21 protein-coding genes are annotated in these 23,586 nt (G+C 44.4%); 6 read left to right on the top strand and 15 right to left on the bottom strand.

The genetic code is table 11. From position 1 onward, the window contains the following. Positions 1 to 214: 214 nt before the first annotated feature. Entirely contained in the window at positions 215 to 1,618 is a 1,404-nt protein-coding gene (locus FGM00_RS07010) for a TPM domain-containing protein (protein ID WP_138852208.1), read from the bottom strand. A 243-nt stretch (positions 1,619 to 1,861) separates the two neighbouring features. On the opposite strand from FGM00_RS07010, the gene FGM00_RS07005 reads away from it, so the two are divergent. The 4 genes from FGM00_RS07005 (at position 1,862) to FGM00_RS06990 (ending at position 5,848) form a co-directional block, all read left to right on the top strand. Further along, complete coding sequence (locus FGM00_RS07005; RefSeq protein WP_138852207.1) at positions 1,862 to 3,691, top strand: hypothetical protein; 1,830 nt, start codon at positions 1,862 to 1,864, stop codon at positions 3,689 to 3,691. Positions 3,692 to 3,752: 61 nt separating this feature from the next. Continuing rightward, positions 3,753 to 4,028, top strand: coding sequence for a transposase (locus FGM00_RS07000; RefSeq protein ID WP_138851358.1), 276 nt, complete (start codon positions 3,753 to 3,755; stop codon positions 4,026 to 4,028). Positions 4,029 to 4,051: 23 nt separating this feature from the next. Next, a complete protein-coding gene (locus tag FGM00_RS06995; RefSeq protein WP_138851357.1) occupies positions 4,052 to 4,882 on the top strand; it encodes an IS3 family transposase in 831 nt (276 codons plus the stop codon). A gap of 315 nt (positions 4,883 to 5,197) precedes the next feature. After that, positions 5,198 to 5,848: an AAA family ATPase gene (locus tag FGM00_RS06990; RefSeq protein ID WP_394344425.1), complete on the top strand. Its 651-nt coding sequence runs from the start codon at positions 5,198 to 5,200 to the stop codon at positions 5,846 to 5,848. Between the two features lie 151 nt (positions 5,849 to 5,999). Here FGM00_RS06990 and FGM00_RS19780 read toward each other — a convergent pair whose 3' ends face one another. Beyond that, positions 6,000 to 6,140 carry a hypothetical protein gene (locus FGM00_RS19780; RefSeq protein ID WP_175416197.1) on the bottom strand — a complete coding sequence of 47 codons (141 nt, stop codon included), beginning with the start codon at positions 6,138 to 6,140 and terminating at the stop codon, positions 6,000 to 6,002. A gap of 144 nt (positions 6,141 to 6,284) precedes the next feature. Beyond that, positions 6,285 to 6,953 (bottom strand): hypothetical protein, encoded by a 669-nt coding sequence (locus FGM00_RS06985; RefSeq protein ID WP_138852205.1) that lies wholly within the window; start codon positions 6,951 to 6,953, stop codon positions 6,285 to 6,287. A 235-nt stretch (positions 6,954 to 7,188) separates the two neighbouring features. Between FGM00_RS06985 and FGM00_RS06980 the strand changes: the two genes are divergently transcribed. Then, entirely contained in the window at positions 7,189 to 8,106 is a 918-nt protein-coding gene (locus FGM00_RS06980; protein ID WP_138852204.1) for a diacylglycerol/lipid kinase family protein, read from the top strand. 116 nt (positions 8,107 to 8,222) lie between these two features. After that, positions 8,223 to 8,864 carry a PAQR family membrane homeostasis protein TrhA gene (gene trhA, locus FGM00_RS06975; RefSeq protein ID WP_138852203.1) on the top strand — a complete coding sequence of 214 codons (642 nt, stop codon included), beginning with the start codon at positions 8,223 to 8,225 and terminating at the stop codon, positions 8,862 to 8,864. A gap of 459 nt (positions 8,865 to 9,323) precedes the next feature. On the opposite strand, the gene FGM00_RS06970 is transcribed toward trhA, so the two are convergent. The 12 genes from FGM00_RS06970 to pxpA form a co-directional block, all read right to left on the bottom strand. Then, a complete protein-coding gene (locus tag FGM00_RS06970; protein WP_138852202.1) occupies positions 9,324 to 10,574 on the bottom strand; it encodes a serine hydrolase domain-containing protein in 1,251 nt (416 codons plus the stop codon). 125 nt (positions 10,575 to 10,699) lie between these two features. Then, positions 10,700 to 11,305, bottom strand: a complete 606-nt coding sequence (locus tag FGM00_RS06965; protein WP_138852201.1) for a hypothetical protein — start codon at positions 11,303 to 11,305, stop codon at positions 10,700 to 10,702. 102 nt (positions 11,306 to 11,407) lie between these two features. After that, positions 11,408 to 13,000, bottom strand: a complete 1,593-nt coding sequence (locus tag FGM00_RS06960) for an NADP-dependent glyceraldehyde-3-phosphate dehydrogenase (RefSeq protein WP_138852200.1) — start codon at positions 12,998 to 13,000, stop codon at positions 11,408 to 11,410. Positions 13,001 to 13,494: 494 nt separating this feature from the next. Further along, entirely contained in the window at positions 13,495 to 14,964 is a 1,470-nt protein-coding gene (gene ilvC, locus FGM00_RS06955; RefSeq protein WP_138852199.1) for a ketol-acid reductoisomerase, read from the bottom strand. Positions 14,965 to 15,146: 182 nt separating this feature from the next. Further along, positions 15,147 to 15,674: an acetolactate synthase small subunit gene (gene ilvN, locus FGM00_RS06950; RefSeq protein WP_138852198.1), complete on the bottom strand. Its 528-nt coding sequence runs from the start codon at positions 15,672 to 15,674 to the stop codon at positions 15,147 to 15,149. A 150-nt stretch (positions 15,675 to 15,824) separates the two neighbouring features. Then, the gene (locus FGM00_RS06945) at positions 15,825 to 16,592 is read right to left on the bottom strand and encodes a methyltransferase domain-containing protein (RefSeq protein ID WP_138852197.1); all 768 of its coding nucleotides are present in this window, start codon (positions 16,590 to 16,592) and stop codon (positions 15,825 to 15,827) included. Between the two features lie 59 nt (positions 16,593 to 16,651). Further along, complete coding sequence (locus FGM00_RS06940; RefSeq protein ID WP_138852196.1) at positions 16,652 to 17,233, bottom strand: O-methyltransferase; 582 nt, start codon at positions 17,231 to 17,233, stop codon at positions 16,652 to 16,654. Positions 17,234 to 17,288: 55 nt separating this feature from the next. Continuing rightward, positions 17,289 to 19,022, bottom strand: a complete 1,734-nt coding sequence (ilvB, locus tag FGM00_RS06935; RefSeq protein ID WP_138852195.1) for a biosynthetic-type acetolactate synthase large subunit — start codon at positions 19,020 to 19,022, stop codon at positions 17,289 to 17,291. A 186-nt stretch (positions 19,023 to 19,208) separates the two neighbouring features. Then, positions 19,209 to 20,885 (bottom strand): dihydroxy-acid dehydratase, encoded by a 1,677-nt coding sequence (gene ilvD / locus FGM00_RS06930; protein ID WP_138852194.1) that lies wholly within the window; start codon positions 20,883 to 20,885, stop codon positions 19,209 to 19,211. 376 nt (positions 20,886 to 21,261) lie between these two features. Continuing rightward, a complete protein-coding gene (locus FGM00_RS06925; protein ID WP_138852193.1) occupies positions 21,262 to 22,107 on the bottom strand; it encodes a 5-oxoprolinase subunit C family protein in 846 nt (281 codons plus the stop codon). Beyond that, the gene (pxpB, locus tag FGM00_RS06920) at positions 22,100 to 22,834 is read right to left on the bottom strand and encodes a 5-oxoprolinase subunit PxpB (RefSeq protein ID WP_138852192.1); all 735 of its coding nucleotides are present in this window, start codon (positions 22,832 to 22,834) and stop codon (positions 22,100 to 22,102) included. Before pxpB ends, FGM00_RS06925 begins: the two co-directional genes overlap by 8 nt. Beyond that, positions 22,831 to 23,577 carry a 5-oxoprolinase subunit PxpA gene (gene pxpA, locus FGM00_RS06915; protein WP_236262958.1) on the bottom strand — a complete coding sequence of 249 codons (747 nt, stop codon included), beginning with the start codon at positions 23,575 to 23,577 and terminating at the stop codon, positions 22,831 to 22,833. Before pxpA ends, pxpB begins: the two co-directional genes overlap by 4 nt. Positions 23,578 to 23,586 lie beyond the last annotated feature (9 nt).

The raw sequence follows: 23,586 nt of genomic DNA, 5'->3' as shown, positions 1-23,586 counted from the left end.
CCCTACGGTTAGTGTCGTAAAAGGTATCATTTTTTTCAGAAAACACCAACCGACACATCCAACCGCCATAGAATCAGCCTACAACGCACACCCAATAAGCAAGCCAAGCCCACTATTTCACTAACCCACTATCTCACTAACCCACTAACCCACTAACCCAATAACCCACTAACCAAATAACCCAATAACTTAACACCCGACGGAAAAATTCCCTCTACCAACTCACTCCAGCGCCACCCCCACCGGAGCTTCCGCCACCGAAACTGGAAGATGAACTGCTTGAAGAGGAAGAATAGGACGATGAACCCGAGGACGAAGATGAGGAACTCTCACTTACTTTCTGGGCTAATACGACCACCTTTTCATTTTTGTAATTGCAATTCCGGCATTCGTAGTAATCGATGCGTTCCCCTTCATGGCTGTAGGTAGCCGTCTTCGTCACGATCGATTTGAGTTTGCCGTAGGTCTTATAGCTGCACTCCTCGCAATCGGAATACTTACGGCCATTGGCGCCCTCATATTCCAACACCATCAAATCGCTCTCATCCTCGGTGACCCACACATCGTATTCCAGGGCTTTTAGGGATTCCTCCAACAGTTCTACCTCTTTGAGATAGTCGATTTCGTCATAATCGTTCTTTAGTACCAAGGGTTTCCCGTTGATTTTACTAAAACGCGGCCCGTAGCGGTAGCGTTTCAGTCTTTTTTCAACCATTTTGGAAAAGAACAGTAGCGGAAGCGGAAACAAGAAATGTAGGCAACCGAATTTTAGCTTGTGCAACCGATGGTATTTGTCGTAGTAGTCGTCTTTAGAGCGTTCAATATCATAGGCCGAACCATAATACCGAAAGCCGAAAACGAAACAGATCAAGGTGTATAGGAGCAGGAACAGGGTGCCTTTCCCAAAGTTATACGAGGACTCTTCCTCGTAGGCCACGCCATAGCCATAAACCTCTTCGATGGCTGCGGGGTTTTCCAAAAATTCCTTGATGCGTCGGACGGCACTCAACAATCCGCCGCCGTAATCGCCTTGTTTAAAATAGGGTACGATTTCATTCACCCCGATACGGTAACAGACCACATCAGTAAGGATGGGTTCCAGGCCATACCCGACCTCGAATTCGGTACGGCGTTGGTCCATTACGGTCAAAATCAAAAGGCCGTTGTCGGTATCGTTCTTTCCGATCCCCCATTTCGCGAACAGCTCCACCGCAAAATCCTTTGGTACCTCCTCCCCGGTACTGGGCAGCATCACTACGGCGACCTCTACGGAGGACTTTTCCTCCAAGTCGTAGAGCAGTTGGTTCAAGCGGAGCTCTGCCGCAGCATCTATATCATCGTTCGGGTCGGAGACATAGCCGAAAATACCTTCGCCACGTGGCCTTGGGACATCGGCGATGGCATACGACTGTTGGCCTGCGGAATAGCTGGGAGGGGTGAAAATGGGATAGGGCCTATCCGTTACGGTTTCCTCTAGGCTCTGCAATTCAATGTTAGGCGGTGTTGCTTCGGCAACGGAATCCAGATTGATGACAGGCGTCTGGGCGAAGCCAGTACCGACGGTACAGCAAAAGCATACTGCTACCCAGTACCGGTATTGTAAAGAAGACTGTTTCATGATACGATGTATGTAGGACTAACGCCTACGAAGCTAGAAAATTATAGGCGTATGGACATCCCGGTTTCTGGGGTGATGGACACTTTTAACGGTAAACGATATATACAGGGGTTTCGTCGATTCTTGTACGAATTTATTGGCTTGGTTTGGGTATCTTGTGTGGGATAGTTATTACGGGAATTAACGGGAGATAAGTAATTTTTCATACATAATTAATAGTCACAAGCTGAAAAAACCAACAGAATGACAATAAAAGAAAGAGGTTCGGAATGGAGAATATGGGATTTACATATTCATACACCTGAATCAATATGTCAAGAATACAAAAATACACCTGAAAATTGGGAAAAGTTCGTTAAATGTTTAGAGAACTTACCTAAAGAAGTCAAGGTTATTGGAATAACTGATTATTATTTCATAGACGGTTATGAAAAAGTAATGGAATTCAAGGCTAAAGGCAGGCTTACGAATATTGACAAAATCTTTCCGATACTAGAGTTTAGAATTGACACTTTTGGAAGTGGAAATGAAAACAGACTTCAAAAAATTAATCTACATATATTATTTGATGTTGATGAATCAAATTTATCAAACGAAATAAAAAAAATTAGAGAAGAGTTTATTGACAACATTAAAATTTCGAAACTTGAAGCTCACAAAACAAAAAAGCTATCAAAAGAAAATTTCAGCGAAATTGGCGGCACTTTGAAAGGTGGTTTTGAATCTTTAATTCCTTCCACCGAGGAAGTTCTAGAACTTGTAAATTCAACTGCTTGGAAAGACAAAACATTCCTTTTTCTTGGTTATAAAGAATGGAGTAATCTCGAAAAAAACCAGCAATTAAAACCTCTTAAAGACCATTTATATTCTCAAGTAAAAGCATTTTTTAGCAATAACGTAGCAACGAATGAAAAAAATCAAAATTGGCTTAATGAATTTGGTAACAAAAGATTACTTCATTCTCTAGATATTCATTCTTTTCAGAACTTAGACACATACGAGTTCAATGATGATGGAAGTAAAAAACCATCAGAAAGCTATCATTGTCATACTTGGATAAAAGCAGACACGACTTTTAATGGAATTAAACAAATTGGCTACGAACCAGATGAACGAGTATCAATCGAACAAATCAAACCTCAAGAAAAAGCAGGTTATCAAGCAATAGATTCTGTTACTATTACCCATAGCGATTTTACAAGTCAAACTTTGTATTTGAACCAAAACCTAAACTGTATTATTGGTGGTAGGTCTACAGGAAAATCAGTTTTGTTAGGAGCTATAGCTAAAAAGTTAAATTGCGATAAACCTGTGAAATTTGGCAATCAAGAGTACACAGATTTTGTGAATGCAATAGTATCCGGAATGTCGATAACTTGGAAAGATGGAGTTGAAAATAATGACAGAAATATCGAATACTTCCCTCAAAGTTACATGTATCAATTAGCTAAAAATAAAGGTGGCGAATTAGATAATTTGGTGGAGGAAATAATAAAGCAAGATGCAACGAAAAATCAACTAATTACCAACTATGAATCATTTTCAAGTGAAAACAACTCTGATATAACAGCAAAAATAAATAAGCTATTTCAGTTACAAGAGGAACTTATAAAACGTAGAATCAAACTGAAGGAAAAGGGAGATGAAAAAGGAATTAAAGCCGAAATTGAGAAATTAACAAAGGAACTTTCTGAGTTAAAATTAAAGATTCAAATCACCGAGAAAGAATTAGAGGATTACAATAAACTTAAACTAGAATTTGAAGAACTCTTAAAAGTAAATGAAAATCTTAACTCGCAAATATCTAAAATTCAATCTTTAAAGGAGAAATTCTTCATAAATAAAGATATTGATTTTGATATTGTCTCTTTGAGTGATTCAAATAGATTTGAGGTTAAAACTTCTTTTGAAAAACTTAAAAACAAGTTTCAAGATGAATGGAATTCAGAATTGGACAAAATTTCAGAGAAAAATATTGCTACTCTAAAAGCAAATAGTCAAAAACTGTTGGAAATTGAGAAGAATGCGAGTTATATCAAAGGAATTGAAACCTTCAAGAATAATAAGCATTGAGCATCCCCCCGAAAATAGGACAGTAAATTAAGTTCCCAAAAAGAAACTTAAATTTACTTATATGACACGAAGAAAATTCACACCCAAATTCAAGACAAAGGTAGTTTTGGAGGCTCTTAAAGAGCGTGAAACGGCTCAAGAACTTGCTCAGCGGTTCGAGATATCACCGCAACAGGTAAACCTTTGGAAACGGGAGTTTCTGGCCCAAGCGGAGTCGGTTTTCATAAAAGGCCCGAAATCGGCAAAGAGCGAAGCTGAAGAAAAAGAGGACCATCTTTTAAAGGTGATAGGCAAGCAGAAAGTGGAACTCGATTTTTTAAAGAACGCCTTGCGCTGAGACCATTGAAAGAACGTCGAGAAATGATAAGCAAGGATCATTCCAACCTAAGTATCGCAAAACAGAGCGAGCTTTTGAAATTGCACCGTTCAGGTCTTTATTATAAGCCCAAGGGCGAGAGTGAACTGAACCTGGAACTCATGCGCTTGATGGACGAACATTACGCCGACCACTATTTTAAAGGGGCCAAACGTATGCACACTTGGCTGACCATGGACAAGGGATACAAAGTGAACCAAAAGCGTATAGATCGTTTGTATTACCGTGTAATGGGCCTGAGTGCCATTATGCCGGGAAAGCATACTTCCAGGCGCAACAAGGCCCATAAAGTGTATCCTTACCTGCTCAGGAACCTGAAGGTCTATAGACCGAACCAGGTATGGGCAACCGATATCACCTATATACCGATGCGCAAAGGTTTCATGTACTTGGTAGCCATCATAGACCTGCATAGCCGTTATGTATTGAACTGGTCAGTGTCCAATACCATGGACGCACAATGGTGCAAAGAAACCTTGGAAGTGGCTATGACGAAACATGGAAAGCCGGAAATCGTCAATACCGATCAGGGCAGTCAGTTTACCTCCGAGGTGTTTACACATCTGGTCTTGTCAAATGATATCAAGCTGAGTATGGACGGTAAGGGAAGGGCCATAGACAATGTGTTTATAGAACGGCTGTGGAGAAGCGTTAAATATGAAAGTATCTATCTCAATCCCCCAGACTCAGGAATCGATCTATACGAACAACTCAACGGATATTTTGACTATTACAATAACAGAAGAAGACATCAGGGAATCGACAATCAAATACCTTTTAAAAGGTATTTGAAACAACAACAAAAAGCAGCATAATGATCAATAACCAGAACTTAGTTTAATGTAAAACCTGTCCTATTTTCGGGGGGATGCTCACATTATAAAGAAACAGAACAAAAGCTAAAAATTCAAAGAGACAAACTTGCCGATATTACATTAATCAAAAAAGAGATAGAGGAGTTTTTATTACAAATAAATAGTTTCAAAACCTCTGTTATACAAGCACATAGAAACTTCTACAACAAAATCGAAGAAATAAAGGAGAAGTTAAATATTTCGGAAGGAAAATTAGAAATACTCGCCTTTCCAAAACTAAAATCATTTGAATTTAGGGAGCTTTTAAATTGGAGTGTGAACCAACAGAGTGACCAAGGAAAAAAAATTGTAAATACCTCATTTGATATAAATGTTGAACAATATTTTAAGTTAACTACCGAGATTTTTGAAAAACTTCTTAATCAATCTCTAACACTAAAAGGTGGGAACTCACATTTAGGCTTAGCCTTAAAATTAATGTCTACAAATTTCTTTGATATTTCCTACGATATACGCTATGATGATACATTTAATCAAATGTCGGAAGGTAAAAAAGCATTTGTAGTTCTAATGCTGTTATTGGACTTTAGCGACAAAGACTGTCCTATACTAATTGACCAGCCCGAAGATGATTTAGATAATCGTGCAATTTACAAAGAGCTAGTTAAGTACCTGAAAAAGAAGAAAAAGGAAAGACAAATAATAGTCGTAACTCATAATCCGAATATCGTTGTTGGTGCTGACTCAGAACAAGTAATTGTCGCAAATCAAAATGGAGTTGACACAAAAAACGAAAATGGAGCTAAATTCCAGTACGTATCGGGAAGTCTGGAAAACTCAAAAGAAGCTGATGAAGGAATTGAAATAATTTTAGAAAGACAAGGAATAAAAGAGCACGTTTGTGAAATCCTTGAAGGTGGAAACGAAGCTTTCAAACAACGTGAAATAAAATACGATTTGAAATAAAGCCAGTGGCTAACAATGTATCCTATATAAGGACAGAAGGTTTTCAGTCAAAAATAGCGCCCAATATAGAAATACGACGCCAGTACCCGAGACTTCAGGTAGAAACCTGTTAGCAAGCCTTAGATTGTAGAAAATCGCTTTAACAAAAAGCTTAAAACTGCTTTCGCGCCCTTCTGTTTCTGCTATTTCTAAAGTTCCTGCTGCTTTTGGTCAAATAGCCTACCAAGGCCATCGCCAACGCTAGAAAGACTACTGGTACGAGTATGTAGAAAACTTCTTTTGGTAAATCCATAAGTATAAGATACGAAAAAAAGAGGAAGTCCGTCTTAAGCTTCCCCTAATCAGTACAGCTGAATGTTTTAAAACTTCCTTTTTTCATTCGCTGACACGACGAAGTTGCCAATAAAAAGAGTGCCCCATTGTACTTTAATACGAACTAAAGCCGATAAAACAACTTCACTCCCACGGTCGGATTGGGCCTAAAATCGTTGCGTTCCGCATCATAAATGGTCTCATAGCCATGGCCGCGATGTCTGGTCGTATTTTCGCGGACGTTAATGACATTGGAAAAAGAGATGGTCGTCCAACGGAAGCCAAGCCCCCCATAACAGTTGAGGCCCCAATGCCGGCCCAACTGCAGGAACAGCCCGAATTTGAGGTGCATCCCATATTTTTGCCGTTCGTAATCGGCCCGGTCGAATACCAGTTCCATACCGTCTTCGGTGTCATAGACATCGTTTAAAAGCGTATTCGACTGTCCGATATAAAAGAACTCGGCGGACAGGTATTTTAGGGTCCTCGCTTCCGGTTTTAAGATATAGTACAGCTCCGGGCGGACCTCCCATAGGAAATCATCCTCCGATTCCCGTCGGGAAAGCAGGCCCGTACCGGCGCCGAGTCCGAGGTCCAGACCCACCTTCCAATGGTCGGCTATCCGTTGGATATAGCCCGCACGCAAGCGTGGGGCATGAAAATCCAACAGCCGCAACGGACTTACCGTAACGTACGAGCCGGTAGCCCTTTGCGCGTTTTCGGAATCTTTTTGGGCCTGTAGATGGCATACTACGGTAAAAAATAGGGTCAAGGCAATGGCTATCGTTTTCATAATACAGGAAGGATTGGGGTTGTCGCTTATTTGTTATTGCAACAGTCCAACCGTACCCATACCCTAAAAAAATACTGGTTTTCCAGTAGTTTTTGCCTGATAATTAGACGTTTGAACCAACTGTCTTCCAATATTTTTTCGTGAACGATTAAGCCGTTGCTAAAACGCCAATCGGGATATTGCTGCAATTTATTGTTCGGAAGATTAGCTTACCTTAGAAATCCGTAGCCGCAGTATGAAAATCGTCTTTGTCGTCAACAACAAGAATAACCGCTTTAAAAAGGTGCTTCCGAAGCTGGAGCAGTATGCGCGACAGGCGAATATTGGCAGTGTACAATTTCATCATACCCAACGGAAACAACACGCCATCGATTTGACCCACCAAGCGGTTACGGAGGGCTGCGATGTTATCATCGCCGTCGGGGGCGACGGTACCTTGCATGAAGTCATCAACGGCCTGTTGCAAAGTAGCCTTCCGGCAAGTGCCTACCCAGCGGTCGGACTGCTTCCGCAGGGGTCGGCCAATGATTTTGCCAGAACGGCGGGGCTTTCCAGTTCCATTGAGGCCCTCTTTCAGCTGATACGATCCAATTCCACCAGACCCATCGACCTCGGTAAAATTTATCTGCATGACACTCAGGAAAGCCGCTATTTTATCAATATCGCAAGCTTGGGACTCGGGCCGGAAGTGGTACAAGGTTTGGAACGGTCCTCCAGCTGGTTCGGGCCCGGCTTTCAGTACTTCCAGCAAATCATCAAAACCTTTTTTCGCTATACCAAGAAAACGATCCGTTGTAGCAGTAACAACTGGACATGGGAAGGCAAATTGTTGCAAATGGCCGTGGCCAACGGGCGCTTTTTTGGCAATGCCATATGTATCGCCCCAGAGGCCCAGCTTTCTGACGGACAGTTGCAGCTTGCCTTATTCGGCGATTTGAGCATTTGGGATTACCTTAGAAATATCGGTAAATTAAAAAAGGGGATAAAAATCGCCCATCCGCAGGTACACTATCATACCGCCAAAGAAGTACGTGTCGAAAGTAGCGATGCCTGTGGTATCGAAGCCGATGGCGAGTACGTAGGCCTTGTCCCGGCCACATTCAGCATACTGCCCAATGCCATCCGCTTTGTAATGCCATCGAATACCGACTGACTTTTTTTATTTCATTTCCAATCGATGATTGAATGCGCTGAACTAACACGGTCGCCCTTGTTTCAGTACCTTTACCCAAGCCGCTTGTATTTACGAATTACCCAAATCCATTGCTTATGCGTCCTTATGAGTCCATTACCCCGATCAAACAAGAACTGGTCAACAGTATCGTACACGGTTTCGGGATTATTTTCGGGGTGGTCAGCATTCCGATCTTGATCGCTTTTGCCATTAAGAGTGACAATACTCCCGGCATTATCGGGGCGGCGGTCTACGGCTTTTGTTTTTTACAATTGTTTACCTGCTCGACGCTATACCACGGTTTTCAGCACGTACAGGCCAAACGTATCTTCGAAATCCTGGACCATATCAGCATCTATTTCCTGATCGCGGGAACCTATACCCCATTTCTATTGATTTATATGAATAGTGCCTTTGGCATTAGCCTGCTCTCCATTTTATGGGGCCTCACCGCCTTGGGCATCATTTTTCAGATATTTTTTACGGGCAGGTTCCGGATTATTTCAACGCTGGTTTATATCGCGATGGGCGGAATTATGGTGGTCGGGGGACGGACCTTCTTTGAAAATATCCCTTCCGATATCCTTACCATGATCCTGATTGGATGTGCGATGTACCTGGTAGGGGTCATTTTTTACCTATGGGATCGATATCCGTACAGTCACGCCGTATGGCACTTTTTCGTTCTGGCTGCCGCTGTTTGTCATTATGTGGCTATTTTGTTGGCGGTTTTTTGAGGGGAGCAAGGGTTTGTATAGAGTATTGGGTTAATTGCTATTGGGTTGGTTAGTGGGTTAGTGGGATAGTGATTTAGTGGGTTAGTGAGACAGTGTGTTAGTGGGTCGGTGGGTTGGAGAGTTTGTGGGTTAATGGGTTATTGGGTTAGTAAGTGGGATAGTATTTTAGTAGGTTGTTGGTTTAGATTTTTAGTGGGTTAGTTTGTTGGTGGGTTAATGGGTTATTTTTTGGGAGGTTTTAAATGGCAACTCAACTTTTATTCTTTATATAGTTTTTGTAAGCTGACGTGTGTTTTAAAATAAATCCTTGCATATTGGGAATTCATCCTACGGATATGACGAGAAAGAAAAAAATACTCCTGGTTCTTTTGATCGCGCTACTCTTGTTCCTTATTTGGGCCGAACTGAGCGTGGGTATCTTTGGGAGTCCCTTTGCTGGAAGTTAGACTTATCCAGATACTAGTTGTAAATGTTTTTGATTAGGCGATGCACATCCGGAATGACGGTGCTGGCCAACCTGGAGTTTCCATTGAGCAAAACACAAATGCCCAAGTCAGCTTCGGGATAGATGGCGATTTCGTTTCTATAGTTGTTGACACTCCCGCCATGATGCCAGATGGTATAATCTTTATCGGTCTCCGTATCCTTAAATTGATGTATGCGCCAACCATAGCCGTACGAAGAGGTGACATGCCCCGGCCAACGTTGGTAGTATTTGTTGTTTGCCCTCAGTTCGATGACCGGCTGAAAGACTTCGGCGATGGCTTCCGCGGTCATGACTTCCGGATTATGGCCCAAAATAAACCGCATCCATTTGGCCATATCGAGCGCACTTGCGTCAATGCCGCCTGCGACCACGGCGTTATAATACCTGTCCTTTAGCGGCAAACTCCTCCAGCCGTTTTTGGCCTTTCCATGGGGTACCGCCACATTCTCGGTTTCTTGCAATGTTTTATGGTCCATGGAAGTCGTCTCCATGCCCAAGGGAGTGAAGAATCGGGTTTGTAAAGCCGATTTCACGTCCTTTCCTGTCGCTTTTCGCACCACCTCTTGCGAGAGCGCGAACATGGCATTCTGATAGCTGTATTGTTTCCCGGGTACATTTTGCGGACGGACCTCATGAAAGCGCTTGGCGATTTCCGCTGGGGAGAGTCCTGCTTCCACTAGATTGGTAAAACTATGGTAGGGCGTGCCCGAACTGTGCGATAATATATGGGAAATCTTGATGTTGGCCGTATTCGCTTCGTCGCCCAACTGGAATTCAGGAAGGTAATCGGTGAGTTTGTCCTGCCAATCGATTTTACCCTCCGACTTTAAATCCGCCGCCAAAAGACCGGCAAAACCCTTGGACAAGGAACCCAATCGAAAAACAGTTTCCCCGTTAACTTTTTTAGCTTCGCTACTTTTGCGTTTTCCAAAACCATCGGAAATGACTATGGAATCCCCTTTGACGATACTGACGCCTGCACCGACGATTTCACCCGATTGTATCGCTTTTTCGAAATAGCGCCGTAAGGCTTTCTGTAATTCCAGCTTTCGGGAAGCATACTTTCGTGCCTTTTCCTGCTCCTTTTGAAGTGCTACCGGCGTAGGGCCTGAAGCCGTATCCTGAGACGCGTCCGTTTCCGTTGCCATCGTCATGGAAGCCAGGCCAATGGCCAAAAGCACTACCACGCCTACCGCTCCCACCAAGATTTTAGAACGCTGCATTGTACTGTTTTAATTGCCTGATGCGATAGTTGATGTTCCATTTGAAACGCGAATACGGCTGAATTCATCCGTGCCCGATACGTTGTCTATTTCGGTTTCGCCGGGATTGTGTAGGCCACTTCGCGCTAGAAATTCACGTTGACGAAGGGAAGTATCGGGCTGGTATACACACTTTCATCACTATCGTAGAGCAGATTATACTTTACGCCCAAGGAAATATTTCGGGAGACGTTCAGGCCTGCCCCGACGAACAAGGCGGATTCCCAAAAGTCATCCTTAACTTCCCCAGCAAGGGTTTCCCGTTTCGTAGAAACATTCAATTGGCTGAATTCGAGCAAGGTGGTCAACATCCTGACCGGGGTGTATTGCGCGATGATGTTCCCCCCGATGGTCGTAGTGCTTTGTACGTCCTTGATGGAAATGTAATTGCCCTGGAGTCCGACTCCGATACTCACCTTTTCACTGACCAAATAATTTACATTCGGGGAAAGGCTTAGACTGGTACCCCCGACGAAATTCAATCCGAAGCCACAGCCAAAAAACCATCGTTTGTTATTTTCAAACGCGGTATCGGTTTGCATTGCCAGATTATTTGATAAACTATCGTTTTGTACGGTCGTACTGGCGGCCACACTATCGATTTCCGTACTGCCTTCGACCTGCGCGTGGGTGCTTGTAAAAATCAGGCATACCGCTACAAAGGTAGCCGCCCTTAAAATTGCTCTTTTCATGTTCTAGTGTTCTGGTGTGTTTATAGTTAATCTTTGAAATTCAAGATATGGATTTTTTTAGGAAACCTAAAGCAGGTGTTTGTGCTAAGACGGCTAAAAAACTTACAGAATATAGTCCGTACTGACGAAGTTGCTCAACTTGGCTTCCAACAATTGTTCGATAACCTCATTGTTAAGTTCATTGTCCTTGAAGGCAACAAAGGTCCGTATCGAAAACGAGCGTAATGCATCATGTACACTCAAGGTTGCTTGGGCGGAATCTTTCCTTCCCGTAAAGGGGTAAACATCTGGACCCCGTTGGCAGGAGCTGTTCAGGTTGACCCGACATACCAGATTGACCAAGGTATCGATCAAGGGTGCTAGGGCATAGACATCCTTTCCAAAGAGGCTTACTTGTTGTCCATAGTTACTTTCCGCCATATCATCCAAGGGCTCTTCGATATTGGAAAAAGGTACCAAGGGAATGATCGGGCCGAACTGCTCTTCTTGGTATACTCGCATATCCTTGGTGACCGGATAAAGCACTGCTGGCCAGATGTAATTGTCAAAATGTTGCCCTCCCTTTTTATTCAATATTTTAGCGCCTTTGGCCACTGCATCATCAATAAGTTCCTGAACGTAGGCTGGTTTTTGAGGTTCTGGAAGCGGGGTCAGTTTTACACCTTCGTCCCATGGATTTCCGAATTTAAGCGCATCTACCCGTTGGGCGAACTTGCTGTTGAATTGCTCTTTAATGTCATCATGTACGTAGACCACTTTTAGGGCCGTACACCGCTGTCCGTTAAACGATAGCGTTCCTGCAATCACCTCGTCCAAGGTCAACTCCATATCGGCATCGGGCAGTATGATCGCCGGATTTTTGGCCTCCAAGCCCAATACTAGGCGTAAACGGTTGCTTTTTGGGTGTTGATCCTGCAGGGCATTCGCCGATTTACTATTTCCGATCAAGGCCAGCACATCTACTTTTCCGGTTTGCATGATGGGAGCCGCTACTGCCCTACCCCTTCCGAAAATGATATTGACGACACCCTTCGGAAAACTGGATTGGAAGGCTTCCAACAGAGGCGTAATCAACAACACCCCGTGTTTGGCCGGTTTAAAAATAGTGGTATTCCCCATAATAATCGCGGGAATCAACAAGGCAAAGGTTTCGTTTAAGGGATAGTTATAGGGTCCCAAGCACAACACCACGCCGAGCGGCCCTCTTTTGATATGGGCATATACCCCACTTTGCTTCTGAAATTTTGCGGCAGTGCGATCCAATTCCTTGTAATCCTCAATGGTATCGTTAATATATTCAACGGTACGGTCGAACTCTTTTTCCGAATCAGGCAAGGATTTACCAATTTCCCACATGAGTAGTTTCACGATTTCCTGGCGTTTCGTTTTCATCTTCCCCACAAAAACCTCCATACACGAAATACGGTCCTTTACATGCATCGTCGGCCAGGCACCTTGTCCTTTCCCGTAGGCCTTTAAGGCCGCTTGCAGCGCGTCCATTGCTTCGGGCTCTCCCATATCGGGAATGCTCCCCAGCAAGGTCGGCGCATAGTTTTCGGTGGAGGAAATGGTGGAATGTACTTCGGTGGTGTTCCCTTTCCATTCCTTGAGCTCGCCACCTACAAGGTAATGGCGTTGGTCAATGGTTTCGGTGATTTGGTATTCGGCGGGGATGGTGTTCGTTGTGCTGCTCATAGCTTGTTTTTTAATGTTTCGGGGCTGTTTGGGTTACTACTGGGTTATTGGGTTATTAAGTTAGTGATTTAGTGAGTTAGTGGTTTATGGGTTTATGGGTTTATGGGTTTATGGGTTTAGTAAAAATTATGGACTATATAACCTAATTGCAAATAATATTTATAGCAAATCACATTCAAAACCGAACTGCTGGTTTTTGAAGATTTCCCATTCGTAATGTGAAAAGGTACTCTCCTTTCTAGCACTGCCGTATACGGTGTCGGTATCTTACCATCTTGATTCCGCATGTAGCGTCGCTTCACTATTTTTGATGCAGCAGGATAAGAAAACAAGTAAAAAAAGGCTGTCTAAATTGGCTACTAAACTGTCATTTCTAGCCTGCAATGCCAGCAGGCCGGCGCAGTTAAGAAGACCACTGGGGTTCAAAACATCTCGACTGCGCTCGATGGGACAAATAGTAAAGAATCAGACTTTTAGACAGCCGCGCTATATTCTTATACGATTGGTTTCATTGCGGTCATCGACTCTCGTAGGCGTGCACCTACGATTTCCACAGGATGCTCCCTTAGGGCCTTATTTACCGTTATCAGTTTGGCGTTGTCTACATGATTTCCTTTTCCATAGGCTTTGCCGATAACGTCCGTATCAATCTTAGTCATAAAATCCGCCAACAAGGGTTTACAGGCGTGATCGAACAAATAGCAACCGTACTCCGCGGTATCGGAAATGACACGGTTCATTTCAAACAGTTTTTTTCTGGCTATCGTATTGGCAATAAGTGGCGTTTCATGTAACGATTCGTAATAGGCCGATTCGGCAATGATGCCGGATTCGGTCATCGATTCAAAGGCCAGCTCGACACCTGCCCGCACCATCGCAACCATCAATACGCCATTGTCGTAAAATTCCTGTTCGCTGATTTCATGATTGCCGGCCGGGGTTTTTTCGAAAGCGGTTTCTCCCGTAGCGGCCCGCCATTTCAATAAATTCTTGTCGTCATTCGCCCAGTCCTCCATCATCGTTTTGGAGAAATGGCCGGTCATGATATCGTCCATATGTTTGTGAAAAAGGGGACGCATGATGTTCTTTAGTTCTTCTGCCAATTCAAAAGCCTTTACTTTGGCGGGATTCGATAGGCGGTCCATCATATTGGTGATGCCACCATACTTCATGCCCTCGGTAATGGTTTCCCATCCGTATTGGATCAATTTGGACGCGTAGCCCGCATCGATTCCTTTCTCGATCATTTTATCAAAACACAGAATACTTCCCGTCTGCAATAACCCGCAGAGAATGGTCTGTTCTCCCATGAGATCGGATTTCACCTCGGCGACGAACGAAGACATCAGGACACCTGCCCTATGGCCTCCGGTACCTACGGCATAGGCCTTAGCCTGCTCCAACCCTTTTCCTTGGGGGTCATTGTCCGGATGCACAGCAATCAAGGTCGGGACACCGAAACCTCTTTTGTACTCCTCACGCACTTCGGAACCTGGACATTTGGGCGCCACCATAATGACCGTAAGGTCTTCACGAATCTGCATGCCCTCCTCAACGATATTGAATCCGTGGGAATAGGACAAGGTCGCTCCCTGTTTCATCAAAGGCATAATGGCCGTAACGACCGCGGTATGTTGTTTGTCAGGGGTAAGATTGACTACCAGGTCGGCACTGGGTATCAGCTCCTCATAGGTGCCTACCGTGAATCCGTTTTCAGTGGCGTTGATGTACGATTGTCTTTTTTCATTAATTGCCGACTCCCGCAGCGTATACGCGATATCCAAACCGGAATCACGCATATTCAATCCTTGGTTCAGGCCCTGGGCCCCACAACCGACGATGACGATTTTCTTTCCTTTTAAAGCGGATACACCATCTGCAAATTCGCTGGATTCCATGAATCTGCACTTTCCGAGCTGTGTTAGTTGATCTCTAAGTGATAGTGTATTAAAATAATTTGCCATGAATAAGTGATTTTTGTTTTTATCCCTAGACTTCAGCTGAAACTATCCTTTTCCGGCAAGTAAACCGGAGAATGGTTTGATTTCAGTTAGGATAGGGATTTGTTAATGTTCTCGTTAATTATATTGATTTTGGTGCTAGTAGCATTTTTCTTGAAGCCCAAAGGCCATCAGAAAGTATTTGTTTAATTCTGTTTAAAGTCCTCGAGCATCGCCGAAATCTGCATTTCGTCCTTTGAAACGGCGATACGGCCTGAGCGTACAAACTGCATAATGCCATAGGGCTTTAATTGGTCGTGCATTTCATCGATTTCGTTTCGACGGCCCGATTTGGCAAGCACGAAAAAATCACGCCCCACGGTCACGATTTGCGAATTGCTCTCTTTGATGATATTTTGTATTTGACGTTCGTCGAACAACAAAGCGGAATCGATCTTGAACAGGGCCGATTCTTGATAGATCGTTTCCTCGTCTGTATGATAGAACGCTTTGATGACTTCGATTTGCTTTTCGATTTGCCCTACGATATTGTGTACCCACTTTTCGGTAGTATTCACCACAATGGTAAATTTTGACACGTAGTCAATTTCTGATTTTGAAACGTTTAGACTTTCTATGTTAATGTGTCGCTTTAAGAATATACCCGATATCCTATTCAGTAAACCCACATTGTTTTCGGAATATACCGAAATGGTGAACCATTGTTTTGCCATTGTTGCTCCTTATAATTTCAATTTTAACCTTTCGGTTTCGCTTCAGACAGGCTCCTTCGAAAACTTGTCTTTTATACTTTGTAACGCCCTTTCCTCCTGCCGATTCGTCCTTTGGAAATGGACCGAAGGCAGCGCTTAGGTGAGGGTGTCTTATTTATATGCCACTATTCGAATTCTTTTATAATCCGCATACCATTTGCCATTTCTAAACAATTTCGGTTTTAACCGCTCCTGAACCTCGTTCATAATTTCCGGAACATCCGAATCCGGTACGCCTGTAAAAAAAGGGCGGCTGAATATTGCAAGCCAATCTTTGATGCCCGTTTGTTCATCCGCCAGTTCCGTCAGACGGTCGTACCATTGCGCAAAAGTAACCGTGAATCCCGAAGCTTCCAAGGCGGTCGTATATTCCCCTACAGAAGGAAAATACCAAAGTACCACCTCGGCTTGTTGCGTATAGCCTCTTTTTAACAGGGATGTACACAGCTGATCGGTTATGGCTCGAACATTATCCTTACCACCGAACTCGACTACTAGACGTCCTCCTTGTTCCAAACTGCAATAAAGACAATTGATCGCTTCTCTATATTTGGCTACCCAGTGTAGGGTGGCGTTCGAAAAAATGGCGTCAAAAGGTTTGTCTACATAAAAATCACTCGCGTCACCGACTTGAAAATCAATGAGCGGATACTGTAATCGCGCCTTTTCAATCATGTCGATGGACTTGTCCATCCCGACAACCTCTCCGGCGAGTTCCTTTATTTTGCAAGTCAGTTCCCCCGAACCACACCCTAAATCTAGGATTCTTTCATTGGGCTGCGGATCGAGTAAACCGATTAGGGATTCACCGTAATCGTATACATACGAATGTTTATCGTTGTATAATTTCGCATCCCATTTGTGTGCCAATTGCTGCATAATCCATTCATGTTACCCCGGGCACGCCTACCGCGAATCGTCCTAAGGTGACAGTGTTTCTACTTTGTTTTTACCGCTACGATCACTCCTGTCGACCAGTTCATCTTGGTCAAATTAAAATCCGACCGATGCTCCAGATAGGATATCAATCCGTCTACATGTTCCTCATGACCTTCAGGCCAATTCGGTTGGGCGGTCATATCGTCGATGATGTAAAACCCGCCTACTTTTATCAACCCTAGAATTTCGTCCAATTCGCTATACTTTCCTGGCCATGCATCGGCAAAAACAAGGTCGAAGGCACGGCCTTTATATTTCTTGATCCATTCCGAGCCATCTTCGCAAAGTATTTCGATACGCTCATCCTTTCCAAAATATTGCTCTGCAATCGCTATCAGCTCCGGGTCATTGTCTACCGATATCAAGCTACTGTTTTCATCCATTCCATCGCGCATCCAAGACAAAGACAATCCTATTCCAGTTCCCAGTTCTAGAAATTTCCCTGCCGGTTTGCTTGAAATCAAGGTCTTTAACAGCGTCCCGATATACACATCCGACGGCATTGCAAATCCGATTTCCTTGGATTTACGGGCAATCTCCGAATGTATCGTTGGCATGTCCCGTATGTTCGAATCGTTCATTTTAGTGCAATTCCTATCTTTCTCAATACTATCAAAAAAACCTGTTCTGGATGACTTATTTTAATCGGATGTCGGAAACCGAGGCCCCGGACGGAATCATGGGGAACACATTATCCTCTTTTTCCACTTTTACTTCTAAAAAGTAGGGTTTGTCGGAAGCGATCATCTCTTGAATGGTAGCTTTCAACGCTTCCCGTTTACTCACCCGTTTTGATTCGATATGATAGCCTTCCGCGATTTTTACAAAATCCGGATTCACCATCACCGTTGACGCATAGCGCTTATCAAAAAACAGTTCTTGCCACTGGCGTACCATGCCCAAATGGTCGTTGTTCAAGACCACGATCTTTACGGGAATCTGATGCTGAAAAATGACACCCAGTTCCTGAAGGGTCATTTGAAAGCCACCGTCACCAATAATGGCGACCACTTCCCGGTCCATCGCGCCCTGCTTGGCCCCAATCGCGGCCGGAAGTGCAAAGCCCATGGTACCTAAGCCGCCAGAGGTGATGTTGCTTTTGGATTGTTCGAATTTGGCATAACGGCAGGCGATCATCTGGTGTTGCCCGACATCCGTAACGATTACAGCATTATTATTCGAAGCCAAATTGATTTCCTCAATAACTTCCCCCATCGTCAAACCTTCCTTGGTCGGGTGGATATCGTTTTGAATCACTGCATCGAATTCAATGTCGTGCCGCTTCTTAAACTCATTATGCCAATCGGCATGGGTGTTCGCATGGAGCAATGGCAACAACAACTCCAGCGTTGCTTTGGAGTTTCCTAGAACCGCGACATCGGCATTGACGTTCTTGTTGATTTCCGCCGGGTCGATCTCAAAGTGAATCACCTTGGCCTGTTTGGCATAGGTATCCAAATTGCCGGTTACCCGATCATCAAACCGCATTCCGATAGCGATCAGGACATCACACTCATTCGTTAATACATTCGGTCCGTAATTACCATGCATTCCTACCATACCCACATTGAGCGGATGTGATGTAGGAATAGCCGATTCACCCATTATCGTCCAAGCGGCAGGTATGCCGGACTTTTCGATAACCGCCCTTAATGCCGACTCTGCCTGCCCTAGAATCACACCTTGCCCCCAGACGATCATTGGCCTTTTGGCGTTGTTCATTAATTCGGCAGCCGCCTCGATCGAACCTACATTGGGTTTTGGATCTGGAGTATAACTTCGTACCCCTTTGCATTTTTCATAGGAGAATTCAAATTCGTCGAACTGGGCATTTTTGGTAATATCGATTAACACCGGACCTGGGCGCCCTGATTTGGCAATGTAAAAGGCCTTCGCCATGATTTCCGGAATTTCCGAGGCTTTGGTAATTTGATAATTCCATTTGGTGACCGGAGTCGAGATACCGATAATATCGGTTTCTTGAAACGCATCGGAGCCTAATAATTTCCTGGGCACCTGACCCGTGATACAAACCATGGGCGTGGAATCGATTTGTGCATCGGCCAAACCGGTCACCAAATTCGTCGCTCCCGGCCCCGAGGTGGCCATAGCGACCCCTACCCTGCCTGAAACCCGGGCATAGCCCTGTGCTGCATGGGTCGCCCCTTGCTCATGGCGGGTCAGGATGTGCGTTAGTTTGTCCTGAAACTTATACAATTCGTCATAGACCGGCATGATGGCACCACCTGGATAGCCATATAGCAAATCGACCCCTTCGGCCAATAAGCACCGAACAATTGCTTCGGCACCCGAAATCTTGAGCGTTGCGGTTGATTTCGTTTCGGTCTGTTTTTCTTTTACTGTTTCCATAGTCCTCTTCCAAACCCTCTTTACAAGCGAGGGATTTATAATTTTCTCTTATTTCTACCTCGGGAAGCGCTTTCTTTTGAGCTGCCCCGACCCCTTTGCAGGGAACAATACGTATTTCAATCTTTTCATCCTGAGAACATCCTGAAACATTAGACATTCCCACATCCCTTTAAGGGTACACGTTGCCTAAAACTCGTCCGTTACACAGCCTTGTGCCGCCGATGACACCGAACGGGCATATTTGTAGAGCACACCCTTCTTAAATTTCAATTCCGGTTCTACCCAAGCGGCCTTGCGTTTGGCCAATTCTTCATTATCGACGTTTACACTTATGGAATTGGTTTCGGCATCAATGGTTATGATGTCACCATCTTCGACCAAAGCAATCGTTCCGCCTTCCTGTGCTTCGGGGGAAATATGTCCCACAACAAAGCCATGGGTCCCACCCGAAAATCTTCCATCGGTAATTAAGGCCACTTCTTTTCCTAAACCGGCACCCATAATCGCCGCAGTAGGCTTTAACATTTCCGGCATTCCCGGTCCACCTTTGGGTCCTTCGTAGCGAATGACCACCACATCTCCCTTTTTTACCAATCCCTGACGGATACCATCGTTTGCATCGTATTCGCTATTGAATACCTTTGCCGTTCCTTCGAAACGCAGTCCTTCTTTACCGGTAATCTTAGCTACGGAGCCATTCTCCGCAAGGTTGCCATAGAGCATTCTCAAATGCCCCGTTGCCTTTATAGGCTTGTCCAAAGGCATGATTACGTTTTGGCCTTCTTCCAGGTCCGGAACATTTTCCAAGTTCTCGGCAAGTGTCTTTCCGGTCACCGTCAAACAATCCCCATGCAGTAATCCGTTCTTTAATAAATACTTTAATACAGCTGGTATACCACCCACACGGTGAACATCCTCCATTAAATATTTACCGCTCGGTTTCAAGTCCGCGATAAAAGGCGTCGTATCGCTAATGTGTTGAAAATCCTGTAACGTAAATATGATATCAGCTGCTCTGGCAATGGCTAAAAAGTGCAATACGGCGTTGGTAGACCCGCCCATTATGGTCACCAAGCGAATGGCATTTTCCAAGGATTTCCGTGTAACGATGTCCAAGGGTTTGATATCTTTTTCGATAAGCACGCGCATTTGCCTACCAGCGGCGAGACACTCTGCGTTTTTGTCATCACTAATGGCCGGGTTTGATGAATTGTAGGGCAGTGCCATCCCCAGCGCTTCAATTGCCGAAGCCATTGTATTCGCGGTATACATGCCCCCACAAGCTCCTGCCCCCGGTACCGATTTTTTGATGATGCATTTGAACTCCGATTCCGGCATAGTGCCGGCTACCTTCTCGCCCCATGCTTCAAAAGCGGATACGATATCAAGTTTTTTATCATTGTGGCAGCCCGAGGCGATAGTACCGCCATATACTAAAATAGACGGACGATTCAAGCGTATCATGGCCATTAGGGCTCCGGGCATATTTTTATCACAGCCAACCACCGTTACCAGTCCATCGTAGGACATTCCCTGAACAACGGCTTCCATAGAATCGGCGATAATGTCCCTGGAGGGCAGAGAAAATCGCATTCCAGGCGTCCCCATGGAGATACCATCGCTGATGCCGATAGTATTGAATATAAGACCAACTGTTTCCTTGGAGTTGACCCCTTCCTTGACCACCTTGGCCAGATCATTCAAGTGCATGTTACACGGATTACCTTCATAGCCGGTACTCGCGATACCGATCAAGGGCTTAAGGAAATCCTCATCCTTAAAACCGATGGCATACAACATCGCTTGAGCTGCCGGTTGCGTTGGGTCTTGAGTAACGTTCTTGCTGTATTTATTCAATTCCATAAAAGTGCTATTGTCCTGTTTTATACGTCCTATTATCAAAGATATCGGCTTTTAAGAAGCCGATTTAACATCTTGGCATGGGCATTCTAAATTCAATTGTACGCTATTGCGGTTATGGTTCTGAATATCAAACACATAGCTTCCTATTTCTACCATATTCAATCTTTTCCAAAAGTAAAGGCCCGTATCATTTTTTAATGATACGGGCCTTTACATGCAGAACGCAACCGTATCATCCGCTATTGCGGACAACTAGAATCACGTTTACTTCTACTGCTTTCATGAATACAAGTGTATATCAAAAAGCGGACAAAAGCAAATGAAATTGGAATTGCTTCCAAGAGTGGGTTGATCAACAACTTCAATCCTGAAAAAATCAAGAACTTAAATAGGCGAAGGATAATTTGTCTCCGGATTTTTTTTGTGCCAGAATCGCAATGGCCTCCTCGGTAAGTTGTAGTATTCTCGGATAGCCGCCCGTAGTCTGCCCATCTTTCATAAGGATGATCAATTTGCCGGCTGGGGTAAGTTGCACCGTACCGGGCATGGTGGCCGAGGTAAGCATGGAAATATGGTGTTGTGGGATACTAAAATTCAATTGATAGGCCATACGGTCGTTCTCTTTGGCGACCGTGAACTCGTTCTGGAACAAGTCACTCAATTGATCATCGGTGAGCAGCCCGTGTTCAGGACCGGGCGTAACCTGTAGTACGGTTTCCTCGAGATGGGAATCGACCTTTAATTCCGGTAAAATCGGCTTGAAATCGGAAATCGCCTCATAATCGATTTCCATTCGTTCCGTGATATGGTTTTTTTCGGTCAACGGGAAATAAAAAGAACGACTCCCCAGAACTTTTTTGGTCTGGAACCCGTTTTTGATACCAAGGTAATTCCGAAATCCTTTTATCAACCTTCCGTAGGAAAGGATATCGCCCTCGTTCACTTTGGTAACCGTATATGCCTCCAACGGTTCGTTATTCAAGGTTACCGACATTTCCGAACCGCCATAACAGATATAGGTATCCGCTTCAAACTCCAAGGTAGGCCCGGTCATAGTAATCTCCATTAGGGCAGCAGTAGGATCGTTTTCCAAAAGCAGATTTATTTTTTCTGCCGTTATACAGTCCATTTGCCCCGAAACGGGTACGCCTTTGTTCAGTAGACCGAACCTTCCGGTGTCCTGAATGGTCGTGAAGAATCCGGGTTTGAGTACTTTAAGCATCCAATGGAATTTTTTCGATTTTGTAGATTCCGACTTCGGCCTCTATAAGATGTAGTTCATATTCGGCGCGCTCGATGGCATAGAATTGTACCTTATCCCCTACACTCACAAAACAGGGAGGGTCATTGGCTACATTGAACATAGGCACCGAACAATTCCCGATGATGTTCCACCCTCCTGGTGAGTCTTGCGGGTAAATACCCGTTTGCTTGGCAGCAAGGCCCACCGATCCTTTCGTCACTTTAAGTCGGGGGTTTGCCTTTCTCGGCACTTCTAAGCTTGGGGGGATACCGCCCAAATACATAAAGCCCGGTAGAAAACCGATACCATAAACCGTATATTGATGTGCCGTATGGGCCGCGATGACCTCTTGAACCCCTGTTCCCAAAAATTCGGACACCTCGGTCAAATCGATTCCTAAATCCAAATCGTAACAGACGGGTAGCTTCCATAAAAATCGGTCACTTTTTATTGCGGTACTCTCCGCTCCATACCAATCTTGTATCTGTTGGCGAAATTTGGAGAAATCGATTACACCATCGCGGCGAATCAACGTAAGGGAATTATAGGCCGGCACGAGTTCCCATGATTGCAAATCCATCTTTTCCCTCAAGACCGCCATAAATTGAAGAATATCCTCCAAAATAGCTTCCTCGACCTTGTTGGGCCATTCAACGAGTATGGCATGTTGGCCAAAGGGCCGTATGTAAATTTCGTAGTTGTTCACTTGGTAGTGGTAATGTTCAATTCCGGCAACTTTTGCGAAATATACGTTAATATTTTCAAAGCATCAGGTGTGTCGCCATGTATGCAATACGTATCGGCCTGTATAGAAATAAGATTCCCTTCAGCGGTCCTTACTTTTTTTTCGGTAACCATCATTTTCAGGTGGTTTAGGACTTTGGTAGGCTCCGTTAAAACAGCGTCAGAAAATTTTCGGGAGACCAAATGCAGTTGATTGTCATAATTTCTATCGGCAAATGCCTCTCGTTTTACACCGAACCCCTCTATTGTTGCCATTTGTTCGATTAGTGAACCGAAAGGGACATAAAGCACACTCCCCGATTTGTACATGGCAATCGATTTTAGAAAAGTGTTACAAAGGGCCTCATCCTTGGCCAAGTCATTGTACAAAGCACCGTGTGGTTTGATATGGTGCAAGATCGCATTTTCTTCCTTTAAGATGGATGTAAATGTGGTCAGCTGTTCATGAATGGATTTCGAAAGCGCATCCCTAGAGATATCCATAGAAATCCTTCCAAAATTTTGACGGTCGGGATAAGCGGGATGGGCCCCGATCTTCACCCTATGACGCATCGCCAAGCGTATGGTTTCGCGCATCGATTTTTCGTTACCGGCGTGGCCGCCGCAGGCAATGGAACAAGACGAAATCAGCGGAAGCAGTTCGCGCTCGTTACCGACGCCTTCACCTACATCGCAGTTGATATCTATATGCCAGCTATCCCCCAAAATTCAATT

The sequence above is a fragment of the Aggregatimonas sangjinii genome, assembly GCF_005943945.1.
Taxonomy (GTDB): domain Bacteria; phylum Bacteroidota; class Bacteroidia; order Flavobacteriales; family Flavobacteriaceae; genus Pelagihabitans; species Pelagihabitans sangjinii.
Note: the sequence above shows the minus strand (reverse complement) of the source record. Positions and strands in the feature narration are given on the sequence as shown.

Bases quoted from the DNA above. Each gene is read 5' to 3' on its own strand.
- FGM00_RS06995 (WP_138851357.1), top strand. From the start codon at position 4,052: ATGATAAGCAAGGATCATTCCAACCTAAGTATCGCAAAACAGAGCGAG.
- FGM00_RS06970 (WP_138852202.1), bottom strand. From the start codon at position 10,574: ATGCAGCGTTCTAAAATCTTGGTGGGAGCGGTAGGCGTGGTAGTGCTT.
- FGM00_RS07010 (WP_138852208.1), bottom strand. From the start codon at position 1,618: ATGAAACAGTCTTCTTTACAATACCGGTACTGGGTAGCAGTATGCTTT.
- FGM00_RS06980 (WP_138852204.1), top strand. From the start codon at position 7,189: ATGAAAATCGTCTTTGTCGTCAACAACAAGAATAACCGCTTTAAAAAG.
- FGM00_RS06940 (WP_138852196.1), bottom strand. From the start codon at position 17,233: ATGAACGATTCGAACATACGGGACATGCCAACGATACATTCGGAGATT.
- FGM00_RS06965 (WP_138852201.1), bottom strand. From the start codon at position 11,305: ATGAAAAGAGCAATTTTAAGGGCGGCTACCTTTGTAGCGGTATGCCTG.
- FGM00_RS06985 (WP_138852205.1), bottom strand. From the start codon at position 6,953: ATGAAAACGATAGCCATTGCCTTGACCCTATTTTTTACCGTAGTATGC.
- ilvN (WP_138852198.1), bottom strand. From the start codon at position 15,674: ATGGCAAAACAATGGTTCACCATTTCGGTATATTCCGAAAACAATGTG.
- ilvD (WP_138852194.1), bottom strand. From the start codon at position 20,885: ATGGAATTGAATAAATACAGCAAGAACGTTACTCAAGACCCAACGCAA.
- FGM00_RS06925 (WP_138852193.1), bottom strand. From the start codon at position 22,107: ATGCTTAAAGTACTCAAACCCGGATTCTTCACGACCATTCAGGACACC.
- ilvC (WP_138852199.1), bottom strand. From the start codon at position 14,964: ATGGCAAATTATTTTAATACACTATCACTTAGAGATCAACTAACACAG.
- FGM00_RS06960 (WP_138852200.1), bottom strand. From the start codon at position 13,000: ATGAGCAGCACAACGAACACCATCCCCGCCGAATACCAAATCACCGAA.
- FGM00_RS07000 (WP_138851358.1), top strand. From the start codon at position 3,753: ATGACACGAAGAAAATTCACACCCAAATTCAAGACAAAGGTAGTTTTG.
- FGM00_RS06945 (WP_138852197.1), bottom strand. From the start codon at position 16,592: ATGCAGCAATTGGCACACAAATGGGATGCGAAATTATACAACGATAAA.
- FGM00_RS19780 (WP_175416197.1), bottom strand. From the start codon at position 6,140: ATGGATTTACCAAAAGAAGTTTTCTACATACTCGTACCAGTAGTCTTT.
- ilvB (WP_138852195.1), bottom strand. From the start codon at position 19,022: ATGGAAACAGTAAAAGAAAAACAGACCGAAACGAAATCAACCGCAACG.
- FGM00_RS07005 (WP_138852207.1), top strand. From the start codon at position 1,862: ATGACAATAAAAGAAAGAGGTTCGGAATGGAGAATATGGGATTTACAT.
- trhA (WP_138852203.1), top strand. From the start codon at position 8,223: ATGCGTCCTTATGAGTCCATTACCCCGATCAAACAAGAACTGGTCAAC.